This is a genomic window from Candidatus Gillettellia adelgis (genome assembly GCA_020541285.1).
In the GTDB taxonomy this organism is placed as follows: domain Bacteria; phylum Pseudomonadota; class Gammaproteobacteria; order Enterobacterales; family Enterobacteriaceae; genus Gillettellia; species Gillettellia adelgis.
The window spans coordinates 983,087-995,964 of sequence record CP047043.1 but is presented as its reverse complement, the minus strand read 5'-3'; the positions used below and the strand labels follow the sequence as shown (position 1 = coordinate 995,964).

4 protein-coding genes are annotated in these 12,878 nt (G+C 33.4%); 3 read left to right on the top strand and 1 reads right to left on the bottom strand.

The window, feature by feature from the left end; translation table 11 throughout:
• Nucleotides 1-4,301: 4,301 nt before the first annotated feature.
• Nucleotides 4,302-4,916, bottom strand: a complete 615-nt coding sequence (yfbR, locus tag GIY03_RS02255) for a 5'-deoxynucleotidase (protein WP_457913516.1) — start codon at nt 4,914-4,916, stop codon at nt 4,302-4,304.
• Nucleotides 4,917-9,846: 4,930 nt separating this feature from the next.
• On the opposite strand from yfbR, the gene GIY03_RS02250 reads away from it, so the two are divergent.
• The 3 genes from GIY03_RS02250 (at nt 9,847) to nuoC (ending at nt 12,877) form a co-directional block, all read left to right on the top strand.
• Nucleotides 9,847-10,251, top strand: a complete 405-nt coding sequence (locus GIY03_RS02250) for an NADH-quinone oxidoreductase subunit A (protein ID WP_457913515.1) — start codon at nt 9,847-9,849, stop codon at nt 10,249-10,251.
• 59 nt (nt 10,252-10,310) lie between these two features.
• Entirely contained in the window at nt 10,311-10,985 is a 675-nt protein-coding gene (locus tag GIY03_RS02245) for a NuoB/complex I 20 kDa subunit family protein (RefSeq protein ID WP_457913514.1), read from the top strand.
• A gap of 95 nt (nt 10,986-11,080) precedes the next feature.
• The gene (gene nuoC, locus GIY03_RS02240; protein ID WP_457913513.1) at nt 11,081-12,877 is read left to right on the top strand and encodes an NADH-quinone oxidoreductase subunit C/D; all 1,797 of its coding nucleotides are present in this window, start codon (nt 11,081-11,083) and stop codon (nt 12,875-12,877) included.
• Nucleotide 12,878 lies beyond the last annotated feature (1 nt).

Below are 12,878 nucleotides of genomic sequence, written 5' to 3'. Positions count from 1 at the left end.
AGGACCCCGGGGTATTGGTTATTCCATATCTTTCTTCATTAGTTACTAACTAATACTCTATGATCTATAAATTTTTATGATTTTTTTTGGACAAGTAAATACTTATAATGCCTGATAGGCATTAATTACAATGGGGTGTAATATTTTGTATTGAGGTCTCTCACTGGTATTTCTAAAATTTTTAACAGAGCGCGTTGCATTACGTGTACAGTATTCACGCAATCAGACTATTGATGTTATTTAGAATAACTAATATTATAAAATAATGATCTGACATCATTCTACGATTTAGAATCGTGCTTTGAGTTGCTCGACTACTATAAAGTATTTCGTGGATCTAATATTAAATAGATAATATCTATTATAATGTATTATGATGGCATCTTTAGAGCTACAGATACTCTCTTTGTAGGGAATCGTCGAAAGTTAGTCACTGTTTTCTAAATCCATGTGCGATAAAGATTTACAGGCAGTCATGGATAATTAATGAATGATTTATTGTTTCATCGACTATCTCATGCATATTATCTTGTTTAAGGATATGTTTAGTCATTTCAAGTATCAATATTAATAGTAATACATTGCTGCTTCACGTATCTGCAACCGTTATTTTTAAATAATAAACTATAGTAACTGATAAATACATTAGTTTGGATCTTGTGTGCATAATATCGAAGTTGCATAGTAGATCGCGCCTCATAAATAAAAGATAGTAATCCTTAGATAATTGCATTAGGTAGTAACAGTAATGACTGTAAGTAAAACATTTTTTAATTTAATCGTCTAAGTTTTAGTATGTTATTAGAGTGTTTGTGCGCTAACAGCGCTAATAAGCATCTAAATTTGATGTTGTATCGTTATTAGATCATTAAATCGATTCTGAAGTAATTAGAAGGCAGTCTATAAACGCTAATTGTAGTAGTTCACTTTGAGACGATAAGTGTATAACGATTGCATAGTCAATTTTAAAAGACCAGACTCCTATTTGTCGTTATAGTCTAGATACTATATATAATTAATATGTCACGAGATAATTTTGTAATTTTATGAATACCTTACATCGTTGGTGTAATAGACCTTATATGCACAAAATATTGAATCGCTTTTATGTTGTTTTACCAGTATTGCAATGAAAAAATGCACACGGCAGATTAGTTAATCATCGGTATATCAATACCGTAATTTCACGAGATCATTAGTGATATATATCATATTATAACGTATCCTCGATAATTACAATAAGTCGTTTGCTTTGCTAATAGTGATTTCAGACTTGCTTTTATTGTTGTGTGTGAGTGGCTATCAGCAGCACTGGAAGCATTATCACTGCGGTTAGCTGCGAAGACGCTAAGAACTCCATGCTAATATAATGATAATCTAGATAGTTGTACTACCATACGAATAGTGTTAATTATAGTTCATGTTATAGTGTTACTAATCCATAAACTTTAACCGCGTGTATTATTAGAAAAATAATGATAATTTAATCATTTTTGACTTTACACGGCTGTAGCGAAGGTCTTGGTGTTATGTAGTTTTAAATCAATGTAATATATAATTTACACGCACGGAAACAGGATAAAGATTTTAACGCTATATAAAAACTTAATCTTTTATTTTGTGGCTACGTGTTAGATCGTGTTGGACTATTTCTAATAAAATGTATGTTATATATCGTAGTTCGTAAATACTCACTGTTTCAGTGTGTGTTACCTTATCTTTAGCTAGTATGATATATTAAGGATTATTATAGACGACTAGATCACTAAAATTATATTAGTGACACAAAGTTTTCCAGATATTAGTATTGATCATAACGCTTAATTAGCCAGTATAATATACCGATATACATCGCTTGTAGTAGTTGAGTTAGTAATATGACTATTAATAAAAACAACGTTAATTATCATATAGTTCATTATCGTGAGGCAAGAAAAATCGTAACATATCGAGTTAATTAAAGGGATCATAGGAAATAAAACAAATGTACTAGTATATATACAGAATGCTACATATGTAAAAAGTTACAGCTTTTACGTGGTAGTGTGTGATGCTGCTTATATTGACTATACTGGTCTTGAGGTAATACAGTATGTTAATAGTGAGTACAGACGACTGAAGTCTTACGTATGTCGCTTAGTATTAGGAAGAGGTTAGTGGGAAATAGCGCTCCAACAGTAATGTAGAGAATTCAGCTTCAGTAATATAATAAAAGATTATAGACAGGTTATAGTATTATAAGATTGTTGGTTAACAAAAGTTATTAATTATAAATCATTACACTAATAATATTTTTGTTTTACTGCAACTAAAGCCACGATGCGCTAGTGTGTAATGCATTGCGTTAACTGTATTAAAAAAATTATTTTAATCCTAAAAAGAGGCTTTCTAGATTTAACATGGAAGCGATTATGTCGTTTAACATTTTAGCACAGCGGTTCTCTTGATAGGAACGCTGATATTCTTTGAATGATAATAGTGGTTTAGTTGATAGCGTTACTACTAGTAAGCGATGCAAACGATAAATAACACATACTTAGATGCATACTAGTTTTTTATAAAACAAACATCAACTGATTCTAATCAAACCAACATTAACTCTAAAAAGAATGACAACCATTATATATGACACGAAATCATTCACTTTAAAATGAATAATATCAGCAATAATCTTGCTGAACTCCACTGAACTAGTAGAGTTCAGGTTATTTACTATACCATTAGACAGGAGGCATTCTGTATAATAACTAGTGCTTTATCTATTGATCAACCAAGATAATGACAACTCTTTTTAGCGAAAGTACTAAGATTATCAAAATTCGCACCTATATTACGTATATGACGGATATATAGATTAGTCAAATTAAATATAATTAGATTTATTTTATTCACTATACTACAGTATTCACTGATGCTTCTGGTACAACGAGTACGTTAAGATATTTTTTGAGCATGAAAGAAGCCGCATGTATTTCATTAAACAGTGAAATCACATTTATTATGTATGTAATACTTAGCTTAATTCTTATAGTTATTATTATACAATGATATATTTGGTAATCTTAGTTAGACTGAAAGGACTAGAGGTTGTAGTATCAATATTATTGATATTGTTAATATTCATGCTGAAAAGAGTGAGATAGTTAAAAATAATTACTGTATTGACACCGCTAATGTTTGTATTTATTAGTAAATTTGCGATTGGTAACTTATTGATAGATCAGCGCATCGCCTGTCTCTTATCGTAGTAGATGTATGAACTATCGCCACCCAAATAATGCATGATTATGTGTGCTGTTTTCTGCATCAGTTTTAGTGTTTTGTAGTTTTAAGTTGCACAGACGTAACATATGCGTGTGTGCTAAGTGATGCACATTATAATTATGTTATCGCGTATATAGCAAAGCATTCTAGAATAGATAAGATACCCTTAATATATTTCGGGAAATGTACCGATAAATACAGTAATATTTTCTCCGTTCGCTAAGAAGTAACTGTACAGGTTGTAGATGTACTATATAATTATGCTATATTATATACAAGATGACAATAGAAAAATAAAATTTTGCATATTTAACTTAAAGTAAAATAACTTACTTGGTAATATTGACAGTCTGCGCCATCTTTGATGGATCAAATAGCAATCATAAAGAACGAGGAATAAATTGAATATTTTCTATATATTAATAGATATTATTATAATGTTTATAACTTGATTTAGAATCTGATAAATAAGCTATAGAAAATAAGGAATAAGGGTATAATAAATTATAAACCTAGCGTTTATAAAGGTATTTTACTGAGACATACACCACGGTTGATGTAGCATTAACTAAGCGTTAATAAAAAATTATCGGATAGTATTCATAGTACCTTAAAATATTTAGACAGATAATTATCTGTTAATAATCTATGAAGAGCTAATGTGTTATAATTATTTGTGAGTTTCAGTAAAATTAATGTCGCTAATCAGACAATACTTTAGACTTTTACGTTAACTTAACAGATCGTGTCAAGGGATCGTTATGCAAAAAATAGCTAATTTATTGTGTTACTTGAATTTTTATACAAGGTTACAATGCCAAGTGTATCGTTGATATGTAAGAAATCTTTTCAATAAGGTGACCAAGAGATCACCGTTTAATTTAAAGGTATTCTTATCTGAAAGGCATGCGCTGATTTTTTTGTAACAAATATTTTAAATGACTAGATAAAATTTTTTATAATACTCCATAAAGTTCAAACGCTATAGTAATAGCTATAGTTATTTTCACGCTCATATTATATGAGTATTATGTAATCTAAGTCACAGAAGTGACAAAAGAGGAATTAAAGCTAATCTCATCTAGAGACAAATTAAAACTTGGGATAAATATTGTCATAAAATATCTGATCTCCGGGCTTTGATTGTGCTGTAAGATCTTTTCTAAGCGTTCCTTGGCTAGTGCGAATTCAGTATTACCGGCAGCAAGTTCTTCCAAGCACTTCAAATAAGCACAAAGTGCATCGGCCTGTTTTACTATTTTTTTTTCATCTTTATTATAGTAATGCTCATCAAGAATAGAGCGGAAATCATAGCGCAGCTCTAGTGGGAGCATGGCTAGTAACTTCTGTTGAGCGATTTTTTCGATTCTTTTATACTCGTGAGCGATTTGCGAATTATAATATTTAATAGGTGTCGGCATATCGCCAGTCATCACTTCACTAACATCATGATACATCGCTAATAATGCTATACGATCACTGTTTAGATTGCCATTAAATTTTTGGTTCTTAATTATTGCTAGTGCATTAGCAACAAAAGCCACCTGTAAACTATGTTCGGAAACGTTTTCGATGCGTACGTTGCGCATTAGCGACCAGCGATTAATTAATTTTAATCGGGATAAGTGGGCAAAAAAATGACTCTGATTCATAATACTCTCTCTACAGTAGAAAACAGAAATGTATTATTGTGAGGAGTCAATTGAGGTTATGCAAATAACTTTTATGTTGTGAGTAAGCGATAGATTGATATTTTATATCTCTTGTAATTTTGTAAATAATAGAGGGATTCACTAATGTGATCATCTTTCCTGATGATCAATCGTATTAAGGTTCTAATTTATTTAGCATGAAGTCTACGTAATACTAGTAGAGACTAAGTAATTTGTATCAACGTATAATTTTGAAAATTATAATCACTGTCTTAGGTAAAACACTCATAGTTTATCGTAAGTACATATTGTGATCTATATATTGGTGAAGATATGCTGGTCAGGCTTTGACTGCAGTAGTCACTGAATACCCATTAGGTTTTATGTTATATGATAACCTCATCACTTTCCCTTGTATTCTTGTCTATTGAGGAGCATTGTATTTGATATTTTTAGTGACATACCGCCCCTTATAATTCTTAATTATCTAGAGTGTTTTTATAGTAACTACTAAATGCAGCATAATGAATATTATCAAATTTCACTAGTCGTTGATAAATAGATTTATGACTATTGCTAGATAAACTGAGTTTTCATTTATCAAGTTATAAAAACAATATTGGTACGCCCCAACCTATTTTATTGATAGCTGTTTATTCACTGACGCTTAAAAAATTTAAATTTTATGTTTCTTTACCTGCGCATCGGCAATGGCTAAATAGCACTGAAAAGTGTGCTTTGTGTTTTTATGCGCTATTCGACTAAGTAATAATTTATCTTGATTCTGTCGTCTATATTATGATAGAAGAATGTTTCGAACATACGTGAGACTATTGCGAATGTTTCAGGTTTTTCGCCATTCTAAGTACATTCTGCTTTCAGAATATTAATCTTATTGAAGATAAATGCCTTTAGTTGTATGCTATTTTGATACAAATTAATACTTCGCCATCGTAATGCAAATTAGACATCACGCTATGATTACGTTAGGATCGCAACAGTATACATGAGCGTAATATCAAGAGCGTAGTTGTTCGTTTGAGGATTTTTTTACGTTTATAAAACGTAACATTCGTCATGCATAATCCTAAATGTAATGCATTAAGAGGTGGTATATGCATCTTGCTTGATATATATTTTTAAGTCGCAGGTAATTTGTCTAAAAATCCTAATGGCCAAAATCTAACTGTCACAGTATATATGATGGCGTGAATATCGTAATGTTATTTGAGCATCTACGAAATAAATTTAGGTTTAAGTACCGCGCCAAATGTTGTAAGTATTAACCACTGATACTTGTCGTACTACAAATTTTAGGAAGTTGGTTAGCTGGCGTACGTTGTCATGATCTAAAATAAATAACTCTTTTACTGATTAACAGAATGCACTTTACATAATAGTTAAACTAATTTAAGAATCTTAATTCTTTATTGGCTAAAATGATTAAGAAAAACTAATAAAAATAATTTCAGTACGATAAAAGTTGTTATACGATGAGTTTTATGTGATATGCATTGTATTGAGAGGCGTGAATATTCAACATTCTAAGAATTATCGCTGTAACGCGCTAAATACGAGTGAGCGCTTATACATTATAAGCATGGATAAATTATATATTTACGTATTTGTGATAATATGCTCATTGCTCCCTGAATCTGTTGCTAGTTATATGTTATGAACGATGATTCTATGAATGTTGAAATATTGTTAAGTATAGGTTCTCGAAAAGTAGAAAACAATGTTTATTTTACTTTTGATAGTTTTTAAGACATATCTTAAGTTGCCAACAACTATTTCTAGTACATTTATTTATAATAATAGAAAAATTCGAAGATGACCTGGATAGTTAATTAAATAAACTACTTTATGAGAATAGTACTATGCAGTAGTAATTCAAGTGCTATTTTGGCAAAAATAGCTATTAAAACGCTTAGTGTCAATCCGTAGACAATAGTGTACATGTGTGACTCTGTGACTTTATATACGATGTCAGGAATCTCGTTGAGTAGCTTTTAGGTGCGGAGGCATTTCATATAGCTGGCCATCAGGCTAAATAACTTGACTAATTCTGTAGTGGTCACTTAAGGCAGTTGGTATAGTATGTTGCATAGGTTCGTTAGCGCACAAGTAGATCGGGGTTGATTTTTTCGCTAATAATGCACTTTACTTTTTAGAGCTACTCAGCAACATTCAACCTTAATGAAAACTTATTAGAGGATAAGCTCTTAATAACCCATCAAAAGTAATAATTGAGGAATAAATGTTAATACAGAAATTTAAATAATGCTCAGGCTCATCATGCAGATAATGTACCGCCTTATTACTGGATAGCGGCAGCGCTGTAGTCTACAGTGGATTATCAAGTTTTGGTAACAGCAATTATAAGTACTAATTGTAACGTCTGACTAGATTGTATTATCAATTCGGATATACCTATTTTAATATAGAACTTCCAATATTTATGTCGTGCATATTACGTGCGTTGTAGTACTGTATGATTATCTGATGTATTAACGAGTCCTTTAGGCTCACTATAATTTTACGCACTAGGTGGTTTGTAATATATCAATGCAGATCATATAAAAGCATCATAGCTAAATGGAATAAGGTTACCAATGTGTAGTTTTAAGATGTTATCGCCTTTTCTTCAAGATCTTTAGTTGCCCTAAGCACTGATCGAGAATGTTATCAAAGGCATGATCTAGTGTTTTAGATTCTTAATACACAACATAGATTGAAGCTATACTAACTAGCTTAGAACAGTGTTACTGTAAAATACGTTCATCATCGTAATATATGCTTAGAAAGGGTACGTTTTAAGAGATGTGTCTAGTGTAATATACTAAATTTTAGTATTTAAAGATGTTAAATGTCTTGCATAACTTTTATGGAAAAGCAAAAACAATTCGTTGTATGCTAATATTCCATAATATTAGAGGGATAATAATACCATAGTAGCTCGTAGATAATAGTAGTATCGTCGATCATGCTTCCATCGTACTGCTAGCGTGCTGTTTGACCCTGTGCTGCTTAAAAACTTCTAACACAGTATTATATCGCACAGTTGCTGTATAAGTAGTTTTGTTAGGTTATATTATGCATTATGCATTAACATTATACTTCTAATAGTATTTTATCTAGTAGCATAGAGGTTACTTTGCGTTGTACTACTTTATTAGTAGAAGAGTGTGCGAGAATATTCAATGTTATTTGCGTGATTGGTAAGTGTAGTAAGGCTTACATTATTTTAAGTTACTTATTGACGAATGAATAAGTTTATAATCAAATAAATAACAGCCCAGTGATTACTTATTAAGTTAGAATTGATGTTACCTGCTAACCTTATTTAGCTGTATAACTATGCGTTAATATTTAAAGATATATACGGTGTGAAGGATATATGCGGTTTGAGTGTATTGATTATCTTTGCTGTTGTATTTTAAGTGAGCCGTTGATACCGAAAATTCTTGAATTATCGTCCTTGTATTAGTCAGATGATCAATTAACAACCGGCTGAACCTCAAATTATAGAATGATATGAACGCTTTTCTAATACTAGTAGAGCACTGTCAGCATTCTGGGTGTCCTGCTAGTAGAGTGTATTGCATAAGATAGCTAGAATGTGGTTCATAAAATTGCTAATATTTCTAGCAATCGCTACTTCTCATGAATATTAATAGTTTTTACGATAATTTAATCGGTGATGATGATATCAAGCATCAATTCTTAAAAGTTATTAAACAATTCCGAATATTAAGAGTACTTCTAATTTTCTAGAGGTTGGTTTAAACTTTTAAATGCTTATTCTATATTTTTTATCCCATGTATAATGTAAGAATTCATAGTATGTTGTATAACATTATTGATACTGCGTGAGATTATAGTGTGTATTAAGTTATTGATAATAGAAATAAATATTTGTACTTTTTGAACGAGCATGGTATTATTTAAGGATTTTTTTAGGGTTTCTTAATACTCAAACACATGAGTAAGTAGCGTGATTATAAAATTGTCTAGATCAAATATATTTGATTGCAGGTTATTTGGTAACTGCAAGTTATTATTAACTTTACGAGATCGTTTTTATTGAGTTATTTGATATGTATCAGAAGTAGTGGTATATTCTGCGGAAATATCTAAATACAGCACAGTAAAGTGTAACACTTCTATTTTATTATTTTACGCGGTCTTTTATTGGAGTTATATTTAGGTTGCAGATAGATAAAGGTCACATTTATTTTGACGACTATTACTTAATTTTTATGAGTGCCAAATATAAAACATCCATAGCGATCAGAGAACATAAAGCTAAATATTTTAACATGAACCCTTGTCTGTACTATCAGTACAACTGGGTATATAAGGTTATTATGCTGTCTCTTTACTGCATTGCAGTGCATATATTTTGCCGTTATTGATTAAGTGTATATAATGGCAAAAACCGCAACTGATATCTGTATTTTTTATATGTTATTCATGAGAATAAAGATAGTTAATTTACTAGCAATACTAATGAAGTGAATAGTGCTATAGTACTATTTATCTAGTGTTGATTAAGTTCTTTACCGAATCTTAAAAAATTTAGTATATACTAAAAAACTTCGAGTTATCTATGTATTTTCTTATGAAATTATCATAGTTGCTTTGCAGAATAAACGCCTGGCAGACTAAGAGTCTGCATTTCTGCTTGTTGAGTGTGTATTCTAAAAAATCATTCTTCAAATGGATATCGACTTTCCTGATCTGTGCATGTTTATATGTCTATCATTTGAATATATATGTGTAAAAAAATCACAGATCATTTAAAATTCTAAAAAATCAATTGCCTTGCCTTGCAAGTTAATTGATTTTTTCTTAAAAGTAAGTTAAATTTTAACTACTAGATGCAATAGCAAAAAATCAATGCTACTTTCATGAGTGAGTATAAAACATGTTAACAGCTACTGAAGTTATTGACTATCGCTGGGCATTTGCCACATTTCTTATTGCAGCTATTGGGCTTTGTAGTTTAATGTTGCTTGGTGCGTTCTTTGCAGGTGGGAGGGCTCGAGCTCGTGCTAAACATACCCCTTTTGAATCTGGAATTAACTCACTGGGTACGGCTCGTATTCGTTTATCCGCAAAATTTTACTTAGTTGCTATGTTTTTTGTAATTTTTGATGTTGAAGCCTTATACTTGTACGCCTGGTCGATTTCTATTCGGGAAAATGGTTGGTCAGGCTTGATTGAAGCGATTATTTTTATTGTTGTGCTCTTGACAAGTTTAGTTTATCTGGTGCGTATTGGTGCATTAGACTGGGCGCCGTCAGTACGTTCTAAGCAACAAAGTCATTAGGTATAATCATACACAATGATTCGTAGTATCATCTTTGTGATTACAAACAAGGTGTTCAAATGCACTATACGCTCACTCGAATAGATTCAAATAATAAACATGATTCTTACCCTTCAAAAAAACAGGAGAGTATTTCGGATCCATTAGAGCAACAAGTTCACCATACGGTTTATATGGGTAAACTTGAACAAACTTTACATGAAATGGTTAATTGGGGCCGTAAAAACTCTATTTGGCCGTATAATTTTGGCCTCTCGTGCTGTTACGTGGAGATGGTGACGTCGTTTACTGCCGTGCATGATGTCGCACGTTTCGGCGCAGAAGTCTTGCGTGCCTCGCCACGTCAGGCGGACTTGATGGTAATAGCTGGTACTTGTTTTATAAAAATGGCTCCAATTATTCAACGTCTATACGAGCAAATGTTAGAACCTAAGTGGGTGATTTCTATGGGTGCTTGTGCTAACTCTGGGGGCATGTATGACATCTATTCTGTGGTTCAAGGTGTGGATAAGTTCTTGCCAGTCAACGTGTATGTCCCCGGTTGTCCACCCCGCCCAGAAGCCTACATACAGGCGCTTATGTTACTGCAAGAATCTATTGGCAAAGAACGTCGCCCTTTGTCATGGGCAGTCGGTGATCAGGGCGTTTATTGCGCAAAAATCCAGTCTGAAAAAGAACGTAAACGTGGCGAACGTATTGCAATCACCCACCTTCGTACACCTGACGAGATTTAAGTCGATTATTTGACGTGCATCTACATGTGCGCTGTTTGATAATATAAACAGTAAAACAAGCATCAAAATTATGCTGGAGTGTGGTAAAATAAATTATGACAACTCTGAGAATGCACGACGCGTTATCGCCTTTTGAAAATCACGATCACCTCGATGACTCTGTGATCGGAGAACTAAAAAACCATTTCTTGCAGCAAGATTTCATTATTCAGTCGACTCGCACCGGAATGCCCGTTGTATGGATTAAAGTTGAACAGTTATTGCATGTTATAACATTTCTAAGCAAGCAACCAAAGCCTTACGTTATGCTGTTTGATTTGCATGGTGTTGATGAGCGCTTGCGTGCTCATCGTTCAGATCTACCCGCCGCCGATTTTTCTGTTTTCTATCACCTTATTTCTATTGAACGTAACTGTGATATTATGCTGAAGGTTGCACTATTTGAAAAATATCTATACGTTCCTACAGCGACTACAGTATTTCCTAATGCTAATTGGTATGAACGAGAAACCTGGGAAATGTTTGGTATTGTTTTTGATGGCCATCCTCACTTGTCTCACCTGATAATGCCGCATACCTGGGAAGGTCACCCACTACGTAAAGATTACCCAGCACGCGCTACGGAATTCGACCCTTTTGTGTTGACAAGACAAAAGGAAGATCTAGAAATGGAAGCGCTAACCTTTAAACCAGAAGATTGGGGTATGAAACGTGGAACTAAGAATGAAGATTTCATGTTCCTTAATCTTGGTCCTAATCATCCTTCATCGCATGGGGCATTCCGTATTATTTTACAGTTAGATGGTGAAGAGATTATCGACTGCGTGCCTGATATCGGCTATCACCACCGCAGTGCTGAGAAAATGGGTGAGCGTCAGTCTTGGCACAGCTACATTCCATACACTGATCGTATCGAGTACCTCGGTGGTTGCGTGAATGAAATGCCTTACGTACTCTCAGTTGAGAAGTTGGCTGGCATTAAAGTACCTGCGCGCGTCGATACTATCCGTCTTATGTTGTCAGAACTATTTCGTATTAATAGTCATCTATTGTACATTAGCACTTTTATTCAGGATGTTGGCGCTATGACTCCGGTATTTTTGGCTTTTACGGATCGTCAAAAAGTTTACAATTTGATAGAAGCTATCACTGGTTTTCGTATGCATCCGGCGTGGTTCCGTATCGGTGGTGTTGCTCATGATCTGCCTCGTGGCTGGGATTGTCTACTGCGCGAGTTTCTTTCATGGATGCCAAAACGTTTGGATTTCTATGTCAAGACAGCACTGAAAAACAGCATTTTAAAAGGCCGTTCCGTAGGCGTTGCATCTTATAACGCCAAAGAAGCACTGGCCTGGGGTGTGACTGGCGCTGGCCTACGTGCTACCGGCATTGCGTTCGATGTGCGAAAATGGCGTCCATATTCCGGTTATGAAAATTTTGATTTTGAAGTTCCGGTTGGTGATGGTGAAAGCGATTGCTACACACGAGTAATGTTGAAGGTAGAGGAATTGCGTCAGAGTTTACGCATCCTTAAACAATGTTTAAATAATATGCCAGACGGCCCATTTAAAGCTGATCACCCGTTAACTACACCTCCACCAAAAGAGCGTACGTTGCAGCATATTGAAACGCTTATTACTCATTTTTTGCAAGTATCTTGGGGTCCGGTAATACCGGCCAATGAATCATTTCAGATGATTGAAGCTACCAAAGGTATCAACAGTTATTACTTAATTAGTGACGGGAGCACTATGAGTTACCGTACTCGCGTTCGTACGCCAAGTTTTGCACACTTACAGCAAATACCATCGGTAATCCGTGGAAGTTTAATCTCCGATCTTATCGTTTATCTGGGTAGTATCGATTTTGTTATGTCAGATGTGGATCGCTAAC